14 protein-coding genes are annotated in these 16,936 nt (G+C 70.2%); 4 read left to right on the forward strand and 10 right to left on the reverse strand.

Annotated features, from left to right (window positions below):
- Positions 1-98: 98 nt before the first annotated feature.
- The gene (glpX, locus tag A5789_RS04225) at positions 99-1,145 is read right to left on the reverse strand and encodes a class II fructose-bisphosphatase (RefSeq protein WP_063017010.1); all 1,047 of its coding nucleotides are present in this window, start codon (positions 1,143-1,145) and stop codon (positions 99-101) included.
- Positions 1,146-1,329: 184 nt separating this feature from the next.
- Here glpX and A5789_RS04230 point away from each other — a divergent pair, with 184 nt between their 5' ends.
- On the forward strand, positions 1,330-1,893 hold the full coding sequence (locus A5789_RS04230) for a DUF4245 domain-containing protein (protein WP_063016961.1): 564 nt from the start codon (positions 1,330-1,332) through the stop codon (positions 1,891-1,893).
- 18 nt (positions 1,894-1,911) lie between these two features.
- Here A5789_RS04230 and A5789_RS04235 read toward each other — a convergent pair whose 3' ends face one another.
- From A5789_RS04235 to A5789_RS04250, 4 genes are all read right to left on the reverse strand, one after another.
- The gene (locus A5789_RS04235; RefSeq protein ID WP_030518610.1) at positions 1,912-2,256 is read right to left on the reverse strand and encodes a VOC family protein; all 345 of its coding nucleotides are present in this window, start codon (positions 2,254-2,256) and stop codon (positions 1,912-1,914) included.
- Between the two features lie 2 nt (positions 2,257-2,258).
- Entirely contained in the window at positions 2,259-2,486 is a 228-nt protein-coding gene (locus A5789_RS04240; protein ID WP_063016960.1) for an exodeoxyribonuclease VII small subunit, read from the reverse strand.
- Complete coding sequence (xseA, locus tag A5789_RS04245) at positions 2,483-3,730, reverse strand: exodeoxyribonuclease VII large subunit (RefSeq protein ID WP_218022062.1); 1,248 nt, start codon at positions 3,728-3,730, stop codon at positions 2,483-2,485. Before xseA ends, A5789_RS04240 begins: the two co-directional genes overlap by 4 nt.
- Before the next feature lie 116 nt (positions 3,731-3,846).
- Positions 3,847-4,623 carry a lipid droplet-associated protein gene (locus A5789_RS04250; RefSeq protein ID WP_063016959.1) on the reverse strand — a complete coding sequence of 259 codons (777 nt, stop codon included), beginning with the start codon at positions 4,621-4,623 and terminating at the stop codon, positions 3,847-3,849.
- A 139-nt stretch (positions 4,624-4,762) separates the two neighbouring features.
- Between A5789_RS04250 and A5789_RS04255 the strand changes: the two genes are divergently transcribed.
- The gene (locus A5789_RS04255; protein ID WP_063016958.1) at positions 4,763-5,770 is read left to right on the forward strand and encodes a 4-hydroxy-3-methylbut-2-enyl diphosphate reductase; all 1,008 of its coding nucleotides are present in this window, start codon (positions 4,763-4,765) and stop codon (positions 5,768-5,770) included.
- Between the two features lie 325 nt (positions 5,771-6,095).
- On the opposite strand, the gene A5789_RS04260 is transcribed toward A5789_RS04255, so the two are convergent.
- Together A5789_RS04260 and A5789_RS04265 are read right to left on the reverse strand one after the other, a co-directional pair.
- A complete protein-coding gene (locus A5789_RS04260) occupies positions 6,096-6,980 on the reverse strand; it encodes a DUF6542 domain-containing protein (RefSeq protein ID WP_064902137.1) in 885 nt (294 codons plus the stop codon).
- A gap of 58 nt (positions 6,981-7,038) precedes the next feature.
- Positions 7,039-8,175 (reverse strand): DNA recombination protein RmuC, encoded by a 1,137-nt coding sequence (locus A5789_RS04265; RefSeq protein WP_063012482.1) that lies wholly within the window; start codon positions 8,173-8,175, stop codon positions 7,039-7,041.
- A gap of 120 nt (positions 8,176-8,295) precedes the next feature.
- Here A5789_RS04265 and A5789_RS04270 point away from each other — a divergent pair, with 120 nt between their 5' ends.
- Together A5789_RS04270 and A5789_RS04275 are read left to right on the forward strand one after the other, a co-directional pair.
- On the forward strand, positions 8,296-9,468 hold the full coding sequence (locus A5789_RS04270) for an exonuclease SbcCD subunit D (RefSeq protein ID WP_064902136.1): 1,173 nt from the start codon (positions 8,296-8,298) through the stop codon (positions 9,466-9,468).
- A gap of 22 nt (positions 9,469-9,490) precedes the next feature.
- On the forward strand, positions 9,491-12,856 hold the full coding sequence (locus tag A5789_RS04275; protein ID WP_064902135.1) for an AAA family ATPase: 3,366 nt from the start codon (positions 9,491-9,493) through the stop codon (positions 12,854-12,856).
- Here A5789_RS04275 and A5789_RS04280 read toward each other — a convergent pair whose 3' ends face one another.
- The 3 genes from A5789_RS04280 to A5789_RS04290 form a co-directional block, all read right to left on the reverse strand.
- On the reverse strand, positions 12,857-14,359 hold the full coding sequence (locus A5789_RS04280; RefSeq protein ID WP_064902134.1) for a carboxylesterase/lipase family protein: 1,503 nt from the start codon (positions 14,357-14,359) through the stop codon (positions 12,857-12,859).
- 84 nt (positions 14,360-14,443) lie between these two features.
- Positions 14,444-14,971 carry a methylated-DNA--[protein]-cysteine S-methyltransferase gene (locus A5789_RS04285; RefSeq protein WP_030518620.1) on the reverse strand — a complete coding sequence of 176 codons (528 nt, stop codon included), beginning with the start codon at positions 14,969-14,971 and terminating at the stop codon, positions 14,444-14,446.
- The gene (locus A5789_RS04290) at positions 14,968-16,608 is read right to left on the reverse strand and encodes an AlkA N-terminal domain-containing protein (RefSeq protein ID WP_082856877.1); all 1,641 of its coding nucleotides are present in this window, start codon (positions 16,606-16,608) and stop codon (positions 14,968-14,970) included. The genes A5789_RS04285 and A5789_RS04290 overlap by 4 nt, the downstream gene beginning before the upstream one ends.
- Positions 16,609-16,936: the final 328 nt, after the last annotated feature.

Genomic DNA, 16,936 nt, shown 5'->3' on the forward strand with positions numbered 1-16,936 from the left:
TTGCAGCGACGGAGGGAGGGAGCGCAGCGACTGACCGGAGGAGTGAAAAATCGAGGCCAAGAGGCCGAAACCCCGCCGGAGCGAAGCGGAGGCAGATATTACGGCAGCGGCGGGATCGCGGTCTCGTCGCCGACGAAGTCGACCGAGGCGTACTCGTGCAGCTTGGTCAGGCGGTGGTAGGCGTCGATGATGCGCACGGTGCCGGACTTGGAGCGCATCACGATCGACTGGGTCGAGGCGCCGCCGCTGTAGTACCGCACACCGCGCAGCAGGTCGCCGTCGGTGACGCCGGTGGCGGAGAAGAAGACGTTCTCACCCGAGACCAGGTCCTCGGTGGTCAGGATGCGGTCGAGGTCGTGACCGGCATCGAGCGCCTTCTGCTTCTCGGCGTCGTCGGTGGGGGCCAGCTTGCCCTGCAGCGCGCCGCCCATACAGCGCAGCGCGGCCGCGGCGATGATGCCCTCGGGGGTGCCGCCGATGCCGACCAGCATGTCGGTGCCCGAATCGGGACGGGCGCAGGCGATGGCGCCGGCCACGTCGCCGTCGGAGATCAGGCGGATGCGCGCGCCCGCGTCACGGACCTCCTGGATGTGGCGAGCGTGGCGGGGCCGATCCAGCACACAGACGGTGAGGTCGGAAACCAGCGAATTCTTGGCCTTCGCCACCCGGCGCAGATTCTCCGCGATCGGAACGGAGAGATCGATGACGTCGGCCGCCTCCGGGCCGACCGCGATCTTGTCCATGTAGAACACCGCCGAGGGGTCGAACATGGCGCCGCGTTCGGCCACGGCCAGCACCGAGATGGCGCCCGGCGAACCCTTGGACATCAGCGTGGTGCCGTCGATCGGGTCGACCGCGAAGTCGACCTCCGGACCGGTCCCGTCGCCCACGGCCTCGCCGTTGTAGAGCATCGGGGCCTCGTCCTTCTCGCCCTCGCCGATCACGACGGTGCCGCGCATGGAGACGGTGGCCACCAGTTGCCGCATCGCGTCGACGGCCGCCCCGTCGCCGCCCTCCTTGTCACCGCGGCCGACCCAGCGGCCCGCGGCCATCGCACCGGCCTCGGTCACCCGGACCAACTCCAGTGCGAGGTTGCGGTCCGGGGCCTCGCGGCGGCGACTGGTTGCGGGTGTGGGTGCCGTCATGACGGTGCCTCCTCGAGTTGTGTTTTGCTGCGTGAATTGTCGCAGAACGGTCGGATCGGCCATTCAGGTACTGCTGTTCCACTTCGAGGGAGGAGCGTCCGCGCCGGTGAAGGCGGCTGTGATGTCGGCCTCGTGGCCGGAGGGCGAGGCTCGGCGGCTTCGGCCGCGTGTGGATACTTGGGACGTGTCGCAGAAACCACGCATCCTCAACGACTACCGGGATCTGATCTGGTCGCTGATCCCGCTGGTACTGATCTGCGTGGTGCTGGCCGCGGTGGCCAGTCAGTGCAGCTTCTCCGCGCACGGGCCCACGCCCGGTCAGGTGCCGAATTTCGATGTCCAGTCGGCATTGCACGACGACGCGAAGGCGCTGCCCTTCCCGATCCGCGACCCCGCGGTTCCGGCGGACTGGAAGGCCAATTCCGGTAGTCGCGACACTGTGACCGGCACCGGTGGCGGTACCGTCAGCACCGTCGGTTTCATCACCTCCAACGGCACCTACCTGCAGCTGAGCCAGAGCAATGCGAGCGAGAGCGCGCTGGCCGCCCACATCGTCGACACCCGCAGTCCGTCCGGGTCCCGGATGGTGGGCAACCAGAAGTGGACCGTCTACCACGTGCAGGGCAGTGAGCCGGCCTGGATCTCCGACTTCGGGCAGAGCCGCGTGCTGCTCGAGGGCGCCGCGAACGAGGCGGCCTATCTGACGCTCGCGCAGGCCGTCGACGCCGCCGCCCCGCTGCAGCCCTGAGAATCGCCGCCCCGTGGCTCAGCGGTGGCTCACGACGTTGACGACCGTGCCGTCCGGATCGCGGACGAAGAATCGCCGCACACCCCACGGCTCGTCGCGCAGCGCGTAGACCACCTCGGCTCCGGCGGCGACCATCGTCTCGTGCGCGGCGTCCACATCGGCGACCTCGACGCTGATATCCGGTTGCGGCTCATCGGCATTCGCGCCGATCAGCAGGATCTGTGCGGTCGGATTGCTCGGTGAGGCCAGCCCGACCGCCCAGCCGAGATCCATCACCTCGTCCAGGCCCAGCGCCCGGTAGAAGGCGCGCGCCCGCGCCATATCGGCGACCCGCAGATCCGGGACGACACGACGGATGTCCATGCTCAATCCTGCGCTGCGCCGCGCCGCGACAGCGCGTCCTCTACCCGGCGGCGGGCTCCGGCGAGATGTTCCTCGCAGCGGTTGGCCAGCGCCTCACCGCGTTCCCACAGGGCCAGCGAATCGTCGAGGTCCATTCCGCCCTGTTCGAGCATCTTCACGACGTTGACCAACTCGTCGCGCGCGCGTTCGTAGCCGAAGGTCGCGATTTCGGCGTCTTCGCTCTCGGTCATGACGACTCCTCCTGTTCGGATGGCGGTGCCGGCCGGTCCGTAACCCGCTGAGCCGGCAGGGGATTCGCGAGTGCCTGACTGCCCAGGGCCGCGGCGCTGATCGCGCCGTCGGCGACCCGGATACGCAACTGCGTGCCCGGTGGGGAGTCGGCGACGGTGCGCACGACATGGCGTTCGCTACCGGTAACCCGTTGTACGACAGCGTATCCGCGCGCCAGGGTGGCGGCCGGGCCCACCGCGGTGAGCTTGTCGCGCAGATGCCGCGCGGTGGTGGCCTGGCTGGTGAGGCAGTGCTCGACCGCGCGGTGGGCCGCGGTCCGCAGCCGCTCGATCTCGTCGTGGCGCTGCTCCAGGATCCGCAGCGGATCGGCCAGCACCGGGCGCGACCGCAGCTGCTGCAACGCGCGCGCCTCGCGATCGACCCAGCCGCGCAGGGCGGCGGCCGAGCGGGCGCGCAGTTCCCGGACACCGGCGAGTTCGGCCGCGGCGTCGGGGACCAGCGTTTTGGCCGCATCGGTCGGGGTGGCCGCGCGCAGATCGGCGACGTAGTCCGAGAGCGGATTGTCCGGCTCGTGCCCGATCGCGCTGACGATCGGGGTGGTCGCGGAAACGATGGCGCGGCACAGGGTTTCGTCGGAGAACGGCAGCAGATCCTCGACACTGCCGCCGCCGCGCGCCAAGACGATCACCTCGACCTCCGGGTGATCGTCGAGCTCGGCCAGCGCGTCGAGTATCTGCGGCACCGCGGTGGGGCCCTGTACGGCGGTGTTGCGGATCTCGAAACGCACCGCGGGCCAGCGCTGCTGGGCCACGGTCACCACGTCATGCTCGGCGGCACTGGCGCGGCCGGTGATCAGGCCGATCACCTTGGGCAGGAACGGCATCGGCCGCTTCAGCCGCGGATCGAACAAACCCTCGGCCGCCAGCAGCGCCTTCAGCCGTTCGATGCGGGCCAGCAGTTCGCCGATACCGACGGGTCGAATCTCGGTGACGCGCAACGAGATCGTGCCCCGGCCGGTGAAGTACGACAGCTTGCCGTAGACCACCACCCGGCTGCCCTCCTGCAGCGGGACGGCCGAGGCGCGCAGCAGTTGCGGATCGCAGGTGATCGACAGCGACATGTCGGCGGCGGTATCGCGCAGCACCAGGAACGCGGTGCGGGTGCCGGGCCGCAGATTGATCTGGGTGATCTGTCCCTCCACCCAGACGCTGCCGAGCCGGTCGATCCACTGCGCGACCTTCATCGCGATGGTGCGCACCGGCCACGGGTGTTCGGCCGAGTTGGCGGGGCGGGCAGCAGAACGCGCCGGTTCCCCGGAGGCTCGGGCCCCGGCGGCCGGCGCGTCGGCGTGTGAGTCGGTCACTTGGCCTGCACGGTGGCGATCCGGTTCGTCAGCATGGTCACGAACGGCGCCCGGTCGAGGGTCTGCTGCTCGTAGGCCAGCAGGTCGGCCAACTCCTCGACGCTGAGCATGCGCAGCCGGGCCCGCAGCTGAGCCAGCGTCATGTTCGCGTAGTCGTACCGCCCGGCGACCTCGGGTTCGATCACGCCGCGCGATTGCGCCGGTGCGGACGCCGCGGTGCCGGCGGTGCCCGTTCCGGTGGTGTCCGTGTCCTCGCCGGTCGCCTCGGTGGCCTCCGCGCCGGCCGCCTCGGCGGCGGTGCTCTCCGCCGCGTCCGTTTCCGCGGTGGCCGCTTCGGTAGTGTCCGATTCCGCAGTGTGAGATGCGGCATAGCCGTTGGTCGGCGAGGGGGTGATCGAGGCCGTCGGTTCCGGGACGCCTTCGGCCGGGTCGGATTCGGCGAACAGATCGAAGCGGCTGAGCCGTGCGGCGAAATCGCTGTCGCTCCGCGCCGCGAAATCGCCGCTGCCGAACGGTTGCTCGTCGTCGAGATCCTCGTCGAACGTGGCCCATTCCGGCTGCTCCACCGGGCGATTGGCCAATCTGTCGAAGACCTCGTCACCCTTGAGGGCGAGGCTGGTCACGAACTGCTGCAGATGCATCGAGGTCTGCAGCAACTGGCTGATCGCCGTGATCGGCAGATGGATTGCCACAGTGGGTAACCGGCGAGTTTCCTCGAGGGCGTAGACGGCGGCCCCAGCGGCGACCCGGGCCAGGTAGGGAGGTCGGAACATGTCCCTAGCCTGCCCGAAACGGCCGGTGATGCAAAGAACAGAGTTCACGTGTTCCATTCTCGCGCGTCCCGTCGCACCGCCGCACCCGCTGTGCGCGGTCGGGACTTTCCCCGTCGGCCGGCGCACGTAAGCTGTGGGCATGTCCTCGGCTATCCCCCTGAATGTCGGAATCGCCCGGTCGGCCGATGCGGCCGGCACCGGCGCGGGCAAGCGGGTGCTGCTCGCCGAACCACGCGGCTACTGCGCGGGTGTGGACCGGGCGGTGGAAACCGTGGAGCGCACCCTCGAGAAGCACGGTGCGCCGATCTACGTGCGCAAGGAGATCGTGCACAACCGCCACGTGGTGGAGACCCTGCGCGAGCGCGGCGTGGTCTTCGTCGACGAGACGGACGAGGTGCCCGAGGGTGCGGTGGTGGTCTTCTCCGCGCACGGCGTGTCGCCGGCGGTGCACGAGTCCGCGGCGGCTCGCAACCTGCACACCATCGACGCGACCTGCCCGCTGGTGACGAAGGTGCACCAGGAGGCCAAGCGCTTCGCCCGCGACGACTTCGACATCCTGCTCATCGGCCACGAGGGCCACGAGGAGGTCGAGGGCACCGCCGGTGAGGCGCCCGACCACGTGCAACTGGTCGACGGCCCCGACGCGGTCGACGGCGTCGAGGTGCGCGACGAGAACAAGGTGATCTGGCTGTCGCAGACCACGCTCTCGGTGGACGAGACCATGGAGACGGTGCAGCGGCTGCGCAAGCGCTTCCCGAATCTGCAGGACCCGCCCAGCGACGACATCTGCTACGCCACCCAGAACCGCCAGGTCGCGGTGAAGGCGATGGCGCCGGAATGCGATCTGGTGATCGTCGTCGGCTCCCGCAACTCCTCCAACTCCAAGCGGCTGGTCGAGGTCGCCCTGAACGCGGGCGCCCGCGCGTCCTACCTGGTCGATTTCGCCCGCGAGGTCGACCCGGCCTGGTTCGAGGGCGTGCGGACCGTCGGCGTCACCTCCGGTGCCTCGGTGCCCGAGATCCTGGTGCGTGGCGTACTCGATCTGCTCGCCGAACACGGTTACGGCGAGGTCCAGCCCGTCACCACCGCGAACGAAACCCTGGTCTTCGCCCTCCCGCGCGAACTGCGCACCACCGGCCGCCGCTGAGCGAGCGCGGGTCCTACGAGACCCTCGCAACGCCAGGGCCCGTGCCATTGTCCGGCGACGCTCGCGGGGCGGTCGCGATGGCGATTCGCTCGCGGGACGGTCGGCGGCGTCCGACGATAGGGCCGCCGTTCACGTCCGGGACGTGTCGCTCAGCTGCGCGGGAGCTCGTCGACGCCGATGCTTCCCGACCTCGAACCACGTTGGGAGCGTGCTGTTTTGCGGCACGTAACGGCGCGCGCCATCGAGACGATGAGTGGGCGTGGGGAATTCGGGGATGACCACTGCGGGCGCAGCCGTAACCGGTTCGGCGCCCGCGACGTTCGGCTCAGCGGTCGCGGTAGCGCACGTTCGGCCGAGGATGCGGGGGCACATCACTCGGCGGCTGCGGCCGGCCGCGACGAGGCTGCGGTTCGGCGACTCGCGTGCGTTCGGCGGTCCGGGTGCGCTCACCCGTGCGGGGATAGGCCGCGGCGGCGGAGACGCGCGGCGGGCGTTCGGCCACCTTGCCGCCCGTGCGGCGCGCCGCACGGGCGGGTTCCGGCTCCGCGCTCCGCTTGGCCGCCCCGGACCCGCGAGCGGCCGAATCGCCACGCTTGGGAGTCTTGGCGGCCTTGGTGGCCTCCGCACCGCGCTTCTGACCCCGGGAACTGCGCCGCAGGGTGTCCTCGGCGCCGGCTTCGCTCCGCGTGCGACGAGCCCGGCCGGCGGCCGAGCGCGGATTCCAGCTGTCGCTGCCGCGCGTGCGTTCCCGGCCGGGGCGCGCGGTGGTGTCGGCATTGCGGTACAGCCACACCCGCAGGGCGCCCACGCCCAGCACCAGGACCGTCGCCAGTGCCATGGTCGGGAATCTGTTCACCAGCGGAATCGCCAGATTCAGCAGAATGTCCTTCACCGAGGTCGAGCTGTGCCCGGTGAGCTGCTGATAGGCCAGCGGGACGGCGATGAACAGCAGTAGCGGCGGAGTCACCATGGTGGTGAACAGGCCGCGATAGCGCACCACGCACGCCGCGATCACACATCCGATGATGTAGAACGCGGCGAACACATGGGTCAGCTCCTTGCCGCTGTTTCCGGAGTCGATAAAGAATCCGATGAAAGTGCACGCCACCGCGATCAATACCGCGGCGCCGGCGGGGATGCCGGGCACCGACGGGACGATCGAGAGGTGCGAGGCGGGTACATCGGATCGCTCGCGTTGGGTAGCTGCCACGTAAAGCACACTATCTGCCGCGGCCGGAACGTGTGTCGAGGCCGGGCTGCTGCCGGAGTTACTCGTTGGTGTCCGAGAAGCCTACCGCGCGTGGCCACGACTGGACGGGAGCAATTGCCGGTACGGCGCGATCGCCGATATCGAGTTCGTGCAGCCGGCGCGCGGTGACCATCACGCGGGATTCGATCGAGGCCACTGTGTGGTTGAAAGCGTCGACGGCCTTACCGAGTTGGGTGCCGAGCTTGTCGAGATGGTTGCCCGTGGTGGACAGCCGATTGTACAGCTCCCGACCCAATTGCTGAACGGTTGCCATATCTCGGGAAAGTGCTTCCTGTCGCCAGCCGAACGCGACGGTGCGCAGTAATGCGATCAGGGTCGTCGGTGTAGCGAGGATCACGTTGCGGCCGAAGGCGTACTCGAGAAGACCGGCATCGGCGGTCAGCGCGGCGTCGAGGAACGGATCGCCGGGGATGAACAGGACCACGAATTCCGGGCTGGGATCGAAGGCCTCCCAATAGGCCTTGCCGGCCAGCTGGTCGACATGCGCCCGCAGGTGTTTGGCGTGCCGGGCCAGATGCTCGGTGCGCCGGCGCGGATCCGTCTCGCCGGTGGCGTCCAGATAGGCCGTCAGCGGCACCTTGGCGTCGACCACCAGTTGGCGGTCACCGGCCAGCCGGACCACCAGGTCGGGGCGGATCAGGCCGTCGCGGCCGCTCGCGGTGACCTGCGTGTCGAAGTCGCAGTGTTTGGCCATGCCCGCCAGTTCGACGACCCGCTCGAGTTGTATTTCCCCCCAGCGCCCGCGCACCTGCGGCGCCCGCAGCGCCGACACCAGCTCACCGGTCTGCGTGGACAACTGCTGGGAGATCCGCTGCATCCCCGCGACCTGTTCGCGCAGCCCGGAGTAGGCGTTGATGCGATTGTGCTCGACCTGCTGGATGTGCTGGTTCAAACTGCCCAGCGCCTCGCGTAGCGGCTCGACCAGCGTGCCGATGGCCTGCGAATTGTGCCGTGCCGCATCGGCGCTCGCGGCGCCGAGCGAGTGCCGCAGCAGCTGTTCGTTCTCCCGCAGCGCCGCGAGTTGAGCTTCGGCCGCGGCCGCCCGCTGCCCCGCCCGGGCGGCGTGCCCCAGCCACCCGAGGCCGGCCCCCGCGCAGAACACCAACAACAACGCGAACAGCATCGATGCGGTCATGAGCCCGATAGTGCCCTATCCCACCGACAAGTTCGCGAATCCCGGCAATTCCCCAGCACCACTCGTCGACACGCCGGAGCGATTCAACCTTGTCGGTGAGATGGCTTAGCCTCTTGCCACATGCGGATGCTGCATACCTCGGACTGGCACATCGGGCGCACCTTTCACGGTGTCGACCTGCTGGCCGATCAGGCGCGTGCGCTGGAGGCGGTGGCGGAGCTGGTGACCGCGCAGCAGGTCGACGTGGTCGTGGTGCCGGGCGACGTCTACGACCGGTCGATTCCGAGCGCGGACGCGATAGCGGTGTGCAACAAGGGCTTCGAGGCCATTCGCGCCGCGGGGGCGACGATCGTCGCGACCTCGGGCAATCACGATTCGCCGACGCGACTGGGCGCCCTGGGCAGCTTCGCCGCGGCGGGCGGACTGCATCTGCGCACGTCGGTGGCGGAGGTGGACCGGCCGGTGATGCTCGCCGACGAGCACGGACCGATCGCCTGCTACGGCATCCCGTATCTGGAACCCGAAATCACCCGCGCGGAACTGGATGTGCCGCAGGCGCGTTCGCACGCCGAGATCCTGGATGCCGCGCTGGCCCGTATCCGTGCGGACCGGCAACGCCGCGGCGATCCGCGAACCGTGGTGCTGGCACACGCCTTCGTGGTCGGTGCCGAGGCGACCGGTTCGGAACGTTCGATCGCCGTGGGCGGTGTGGAGACGGTGCCGCTCAGCGCGTTCGAGGGTATGGACTACGTGGCGCTGGGCCATCTGCATTCGCCGCAGACGTTGTCGGAGTCGGTCCGGTATTCCGGCTCGCCGCTGCCGTATTCGTTCGCGGAGCGTTCGCATCGCAAGGCGGTGTGGATCGTCGATCTGGACGCCGACGGGCTGGCATCGGTGCAGCGCCACGAACTTCCGGTGGTACGGGGCCTGCGCCAGCTGACCGGTGTGCTGGACGAGCTGCTGTCCGCGGCCGAATATGCCGATGCCGAGCACGATTACGTCTCGGCGGTGCTCACCGATCACGCGCGCCCGGTCGACGCGCTGCGCCGGCTGCGCGGACGCTTCCCGCACGCGGTGCATGTGGAATGGACCCGCCCGGAGGCGAATTCGCAATTGCGTTACCGCGAGCGGGTGCACGGCCGCCGCGACAGCGAGATCGCGCACAGCTTCCTCAGCGATGTGCGCGGTGAACCGACAGCGGGGGAGATGGCGCTGATCGAGCAGGCACTGTCGGCGGCTCGGCGCGAACCAGTCTCCGAAGTGGTGGCGGCCTCGGCGGAGTTGTCGGCATGACGGGCGCCCGGGCGGGTGGCGTATGAGGCTGCATCGGCTGGAGCTCACGGCTTTCGGACCGTTCGCCGAGACGGCGCGGGTCGACTTCGACGAGCTCGGCGCCGACGGGCTGTTCCTGCTGCACGGTCATACCGGCGCCGGGAAGACGACGGTGCTCGACGCGATCGCCTTCGCCCTCTACGGCCGAGTGCCGGGGGCCCGCGGCGAGAGTAAACGCCTGCATTCCGACCACGCCGATCCGCAGACCGCGCCCCGGGTGGTGCTGGAGGCGACGCTCGGCGGCCGCCGGTTGCGCTTGACCAGGTCGCCGGAGTTCGAGCGGCCGAAGAAGCGCGGCACCGGTATGCGGACCGAACAGGCCGCGGCGACACTGGAGTGGCTCGACGGGCGCGGGCAACATCTGTCCCGCATCCCCGATATCGGCGACGAGGTGAGCCGGCTGCTGGGGATGAGCGCCGATCAGTTCTTCCAGGTCGTGCTGCTTCCGCAAGGCGATTTCGCGCGGTTCCTGCGCTCGGACAACGAAGATCGCGAGAAGCTGCTCGAGCGGCTGTTCGACACCGAACGCTTCGGCACGGTCGAGCAATGGCTGGCGCAGCGGCGACGCGAGAGCGCCGCGCAACTGGACAATCACCGCCAGAGCGTCGACCGCCTGATCGCTCAGGTCGCGATCACCGCCGGCCTGGGCGCCACCGAAGCCGTCGGGCCGCTCGAGGCCGTGGAATGGTCACAGCAGCTCCTCGCGCAGGCTCGCGCCGAGGCCGAGCGCTCCGCGACGGATTTGGCTCGCTGCCAAGAGGATTCGGCCCAGCGGCACACCGCTGCCGAGGAACACCGCCGGGTCCAGGAGCGTCGCGAACGCGCCGCGATCGCCCGCCGCCAACTCGACGACTACGCCGCCGGCGCGCCCGACCGCGATCGCGTCCAGGCCGATCTGGACCGCGCCCGCCGCGTCGAGCCGGTGGCGGCCGCACTCGCCGACGCCCGCACGGCCGCGGTCATCCTGCGCCGCCGCACCGACGAAGCCCGCGACCTGGCCGAACGCCTGGCCGTCCGCCTGCTCGAACCCGAATCCGCCGAGCTTCCGGGAACGACATGGGCCGCAACCGAGCTCGCTGCCGCCGAATTGGCGGATACCGATATGGCCGAGGAGCTCTCCGCCATTCCGGCCATTCCGGACATCAGTCGCGCCGCCGCCGACGACGGTGTGGTGGCCACGGCACCCCCGCCGGAGGAGCCTGGTGCGGTGGACGAACCGATCGAATGGGAGTTGTTCTCCATCGACCTCGCCCGGCCCGCAGCGGCGCCGGAGTCGCGCGGTAACCGGACTCGCTCCGATGCGGGTGCGCAGAACCAGCCGGGCCGGTCGGGCGGGCAGAAGGTTGCCGGCGCGCTCGACGACTCGGGCACCGATGCAGCAGGAGCGGACCGTGGTCTCGACGCCGCGGTACAACGGTGGTCCGCGCATATCGGCTCGCTGGAGGAGGTTCGCGCGGACGCCGAGTCGGCCGTCCGCGTGACCGCCGAATTGGCCGGACTGCGAACGGAATACGCCACCGTATCGCGAGAACTGGAACAGCTGTCGCAGCGCAGGGAGCAGTTGCCGCAGGCCATTCGATCGGCCGAGGTGGCGCTGCGCGAGGCAGCGGATGCCAAGGCCGCGCTGCCGGGTCTGGAACGCGAATGCGAGCGAACCCGCGCCGCGGCGCAGGCGGCGGTCGAGCTCGTGGGCACGCGGAAGGAATTGGCCACAGCGACCGAGGAATTCGAGCGGGCTCGGGCGGACCATACCGATGCGCGCGAGCGCACCCTCGATCTTCGCGAACGTCGCCTGGCCGGAATGGCGGCGGAGCTGGCGGGTGCACTCGTCGAAGGGCAGCCGTGCACCGTGTGCGGTTCCGCCGACCATCCGGCTCCCGCCCGGCCCACCGCCGTCACCGTCGCGAAATCCGACGAGGACGCGGCGGTGCAGGCCGAACGCGCCGCCGAACAACGACGCGACCGCGCCCTCACCCGTCGCACGGAACTGGAACGCCGGATCGAACTGCTCGGGGAGCGCGGCGGCAACGGCGACCCCGCGGAATTGGCCGCCGCCGTGAACGCGGCGACCGAGCAGTTCCGCTCCGCACAGCAGAAGACGAGCGCCGCCGCCGATCGCGGTGCCGAGGTGGAGCGGCTGCGCACCGCCGAAACCGAACTGCACAGCCGCCTTCGAGAACTCGAAAGCCGGTCCAGCGCAGTGCAGGAACGCATCCTGGCCGCCGACCGCCGGCTGGCCGAACTGACGGATCGAGTCCGGGTGGCGGCCGGCGCCGACGGCACGGTCGAGCGTCGCCGTGCCCGGCTGGACGCGCTCATCGCCGACGCCACGGATCTGCTCACCGCCCGCACCGACGCCGCCGTCGCCGACGACCAGTTCGCCGACCTCGCCCGCCGCGTCGAACAGACCGCCCGCGCTGCCGACCTGCCGGCAGCTCCGGAACCCGAGCATCCCGCGTCCGGCGCGCCCGACCGTGCCGTGCTCGCGGCCTACGCGAAAGTCGTTGCGGCCGCGACCCGTACACCGCAGCAGCAGAAGGAGATGGAGGCCGAGCTCGTCGCCGCCGACCGCCGCCGCGCCCACGCCGAAGCGGTTCTGGCCGAACCCGAGGTCCGAGCCGCGGCCGATGCCGACGCCGTGGACCTCACCGAGGTCGAGACGGCCGTGGCCGAGGCCCGCCGCGCGCTGGACGCCGCGGTCGCCGCGCACGCCGAGAGCACCCGCCGCGTGGCCCAACTCGAGGAACTCGGCAGTCAACTGTGGGCCGCGGCCGACCGCATCGCCCCCCTGCAGCAGGCGCACACCGAACTCGAGGGTCTCGCCGACGTGGTCGCGGGCCGCGGTGCAAACAACCGCCGTATGTCCCTGCGTTCCTATGTGCTCGCCGCGCGACTGGAAGAGGTCGCGATCGCCGGCTCGGCACGCCTGCGCCGGATGTCCGGTGGCCGATACGAATTCGTCCATTCCGATGCGGCAGGCCCGCGCGGACGCCGCGGCGGTCTCGGCCTGGACATCCGCGACGACTACACCGGCGCGGTCCGTCCCGCGAAAACCCTGTCCGGTGGTGAAACCTTCATGGCCTCGCTGTCACTGGCGCTCGGCCTCGCCGATGTGGTCGCGGCGGAATCCGGCGGCCTGGTACTGGACACCCTGTTCATCGACGAGGGCTTCGGCAGCCTCGACGCCGACACCCTCGACGCCGTGATGGGCGTACTGGACGAATTGCGTTCGGGTGGACGGGTTGTCGGTGTGGTCAGCCACGTCGACGAGATGCGACAGCGCATCCCCAGCCGGCTCCACGTCATCCGGGAACCGACCGGCTCGCGGCTGCGTACGATCGTCGCCTGATCACCCGCGGCGCAATCTGCTCCCCGATTCGCGCAGCGCCAGCAGTTCCGCGGCGTGCGGGTCGGGCACGGTGGCCGAGCTCGGGAAGTCGAACATCCGCACCTGCCGGTCCGCTCCGAACGGCGCCCACCCCGGGTCGCCGTGCGTCGCGAAATCCACCCAGGCCCGGTGGACGTCGTCGGCCAGTGGTTGCGGCGGGTTCGGTCCGGTCAGCGGATGCGCCTCGGAGAGTTTGTCGAAGACGAACGGGATCTCCACCACGTGACAGGCGCCGAGATCGGGAACCCCACTGCGCCAGCCGAATTCGTACACGTGCGTCGGCGCACCGGCGGCGGCGTTGGCCGCCGCGATGCGCATCGAATCGTCGCGGAAGACCACGTCGGTGATCACGGCCGCGAACAGGTCGGCGGCTGTGGCCCGCGGCCGATGCTCGGCATACACCCGCACCACGGCGGGGTCGACGCCGTAGCGGGACAGCACCGGCCCCAGCGTCTCGTCGGTGAGCGTGGCCGCGATGCCGGTCGGAAAGGTGAAGAACCGGAATTCCTCGGCCGTCCAGCCGATGAGCAACGGCACCGCGTGGGCGGTGGAGCGCTCCAGCACATCGATCGGCCGGTTCTCGATGAGTTCACCGTCGATCACCGGGAAGAAACTCAGAAGCCCGAGACCGTGGTCGATGATCGTGCGGCCCCACCGATTCGGATCGGGATTGGTGATCAACTCCAGCGCCACCGCGTCCTGTGCGGTTCGCAGCCGATCCGGTCCGAGTTCGCCGAAGGCTGCCGCCGTCGGCTCGATTCCCAGTGTGCGAGCGAGATTTTCGGCGACCTTGACCGCGTCCTCGGCCTCGGCGACCGCGGATCCGTTGCCGCTCTGCACGATCGCGCGACGGAACAGTCCCCGCGCCGGAGCCGCGGTCAGCAGATCGACCACGCTCATCCCGCCCGCCGATTCACCGAAGACGGTCACATTGTCGGGATCCCCGCCGAACGCCGCGATATTGTCGTGCACCCAGCGCAGCGCGAAGATCTGATCGTGCAGCCCGCGGTTGAGCGGCGCGCCGGGCACGGCGGCGAAGCCGGAGATCCCGAGCCGATAGTTGATCGACACCACCACGACCCCGTCGCGGGCGAACGTACTTCCGTCGTACATGGTCCGGGCGTTGGAGCCGCGGGTGAAGGCACCGCCGTGAATCCAGACCATGACCGGCAGACCGGAGCCGCCGACCTCGGGCGTCCACACGTTCAGGTTCAGGTACTCGTCTCCGGGCAGCCCGTCGCTGCCGATCAGGGCGTGGATCGGCGCGGGGTACTGCGACTGCACACAGGTCGCCCCGTAGGTCAGCGCATCGCGCACGCCGTCCCACTCCGGAACCGGCCGCGGCAGGTCGAACCGGGCCGGACCGACGGGCGCGGCCGCATAGGGAATACCGAGGAATGTGCTCACCGCGTTCTCGGTGTTGCCCCGGACCTTGCCACCTGTGACCGACACGATCGTTTCCATGCAGAACTCCTTCGTCGTTCCGCATTCTGCCCGCCGAAGCGAGGGTTCGACACGAGTTCGGCGCGGGGGATCCTGGGAGAGCGTTCAGCGGCCGAGGTGGGCGCTGTCCTCCGCCGCGCGCTCGTGGGCGAGCAGCCAGCGCTTACAGCCGAGCCCCCAGCGGAAGCCGCCGAGCGAGCCGTCCGTGCGGAGAATCCGGTGGCACGGAACGAAGAGGGCGGCGGCATTGCGCGCGCAGGCGTTGGCGGCGGCGCGGATGGCCTCCGGGCGACCGGACCGAACGGCGAAGGCGGTGTAGGTGATCGGCGCGCCGGCCGGCACCGCTCGCAGGACCGACCACGCGTGTTCGAGGAACGGACCGGACACCTGCCGGACCGCCACTCCGTCGACGGCATCCAGCTCGCCCTGGTGATACCGCTCGACGGTGTCGGTGAGCTCGTCCAGCGCGTCGTAGCGGCGCAACGCGTCCGGCCGCAGCCGCGGATGGACGAGACCGCGCAGACCTTCCGCGTCGGCGGTCCAGCCGGAGGCCAGGACCGCGCCGTCGGCATCGGCGATCACCGTGAACGGCCCGATCGGGGTCGGGACGGTCGCGTAATCGGCGGTGCTCATCGCCGCGCGCCCAGATAGGCCGCGCGACGGCCGGCCTCGGCGGCCGCGACTCCGGTGCGCGCGGCGTCGCCACGACGGTCGAGCGTGCTGCGCGCGGGTGCGGGCCGGGTGGCGTCGTCGCGGCCGGCGGGGTATCCACCGTTGCGTGCGAGGGCAGCTCGCGCGGTTGCGGCGCCGGCCACCGCGGTGCGTTCGGAGAGCGCGCGCTTCCACAGATGCATCGACAGATACGACCGCCACGGCGCCCATCGCGACGTATCGGTGAGATCGATGCCGTACTGAGCCGCGCCCTGCCGGACCACGAGATCGGTGTGCAGCAGGATGTCGGGGTCGGCGAGCAGGCGCATCGTCACGTAGTCGGCGGTCCACGGGCCGACCCCGTCGAGGGCGAGCAGATCGCGGCGGACGTCGGCGGCGGTCCGGCCGGCATGCAGACGCAGGTCACCGGAGGCGAGGGCACGGGCGGCGCCCACGATCGAGGCGGTCCGCCGGGCCGGTCCGGTCAGTACGTCGGCGCCCCGTTCCGCGATGGCTTCGGCGGTGGGGAACAGGCGCGGCATCGGGCCGTTGACGTTCTCACCCAGCGCGTCGACCAGGCGGGCGGTGTGCGTGGTCGCCGCCGACACCGAGATCTGCTGTCCGATCATGGTGCGCAGCAACAACTCCGAGCCGTCCAGGCAGCCCGGTACGCGAATGCCCGCGCCGATGGCCGGCGCCCCGGGCCCGAAGCCCTCGGTGAGGGCGGCATCGATCCCGACCGGATCGGCGTCCAGGTCGAGCAGGTGCCGGATCCGCGCGACGGTCGGCGCCAGATCGCGCATATCGTGCAGCGCCAGGCTGGCCCGCACATGGCCGGGGTGGATACTCGCGCGCACCGTGGCATGCCCGTGCGGAGTGCGCAGGCTGCGCGTGTAGACGCCGTCCTCCCAGCTCTCCAGCCCGGGGACGGCATGCGCGGAGAGGAACCATTCGAGCCAGCTCGCGTCGAGCGGTTCGCGATAGGGCAGGCGCAAGGTGAGGGCGCCGTTGGTGGCGGGCAGTGCGTCGCCGCGCAGCCGCCGCGCCTCCTCGCGCAACACGGTCGGACTCACCACGAACACCTCGCGCACGGTGTCGTTGAACTGCCGGATGCTGGCGAAGCCGGCCGCGAAGGCGATGTCGGACATGGGCATTCGCGTGGTCTGGATGAGCAGTCGGGCGGTGTGAGCGCGATGGGCGCGAGCCAGGGCGAGCGGACCGGCGCCGAGTTCGGCGGTGAGTACCCGGGTCAGTTGCCGTTGCGAATAGCCGAGCTTGTCGGCCAAGCCGGGGACGCCGCTGCGTTCGATCACGCCGTCGGCGATCAGCCGCATCGCCCGCGCGGCCAGATCGGCGCGGGTGTTCCACAGGGGTGAGCCGGGCGCGGCATCGGGCAGGCACCGGCGGCAGGCGCGGAATCCGTTCTGCTGCGCGGCGGCCGCGGTGGGGAGGAACGTGACATTCGTACGCTTCGGAGTGATAGCAGGACACGATGGCCGACAGTAGATTCCGGTGGTGCGCACCGCCGTGACGAATTGCCCGTCGAAACGGGCATCGCGGGTGGCCACCGCTCGATAACAGCGCTCGAAGTCCAGACCGTTCACACTCACGCAGTCCACCTTGTCAGCCCGGGGCCGCCTGCGCTAGCGGGAATCAGACAACTACCCCGGATGGTCAACGTTTCAGCGACATAGCTGTCGGCTATCAACGATGCACTGAGTGAGAGCAGCTGGATATAACCGCCGTAAAGGGCCTATTCCGCAGCGTCGCAAGGTTTTCGGGTCGGCCGGGGCGGGCGGGTGAGGTGCGAACGGTTGGTCGCAGATCACCCGCGAACGTTTCGGCCACCGGCGCCGCGTGCGGACTGGCGAATCGCACCGGAACCGTACGCTCGCTGGAGGGGTGCGGCGGCCGAGGCGAGCCGGATGCCTGGAACCGCTTCCGGTT

It is taken from the genome of Nocardia sp. 852002-51101_SCH5132738, from assembly GCF_001665695.1.
Classification (GTDB): Bacteria; Actinomycetota; Actinomycetes; order Mycobacteriales; family Mycobacteriaceae; genus Nocardia; species Nocardia nova.